At 75.9% G+C, this 597-nt stretch carries 1 pseudogene; it reads left to right on the top strand.

From position 1 onward, the window contains the following. Positions 1–597: pseudogene (locus ACOV8S_RS18845) on the top strand (SGNH/GDSL hydrolase family protein); the annotation flags it as partial.

Below are 597 nucleotides of genomic sequence, written 5' to 3'. Positions count from 1 at the left end.
CGCCCCCCCCGCCTCCACCGGCGCCTGGGTCGGCAGCTGGGCCGCCGCACCCTCCGGCGCCGAACCCCGCACCGAACTCACCGGCCTCGCCGGACGCTCCATCCGCAACGTCATCCACACCAGCGCCGGCGGTACCGCCGCCCGGGTGACCCTCTCCAACCACTACGGACAGCAGCCGCTGCACATCACCTCCGCCTCGGTCGCCGTCGCCGCCGACGACGACACCCCCGAAGCACTCTCCGGGACGCTGCGCCCGCTGACCTTCTCCGGCGCCCGCGCCGTCACCGTCCCGCCCGGCGGCCAGGTCGTCAGCGACGCCGTCGCCCTGCGCGTGCCCGCCGCCGCAGACCTCCTCGTCACCACCTACTCCCCCACCCCCTCCGGCCCGGTCACCTACCACCGGCACGCCCGCCAGACCTCCTACCTGGCCACCGGCGACCACGCCCTCGACCCGCGGGGCCGCGCCTACACCGACCGCTCCCCCTCCTGGCGGTACGTCACCGCCCTCGACGTCCTCAACAAGGACGCCCGCGGCACCGTCGTGGTCATCGGCGACTCCCTCACCGACGGCGTCACCTCCACCCCCGACGCCGACCG

This window comes from Streptomyces sp. CO7 (assembly GCF_053474865.1).
The sequence above is the reverse complement of the archived record's forward strand: the minus strand, read 5'-3'. Positions and strand labels throughout refer to the sequence as shown.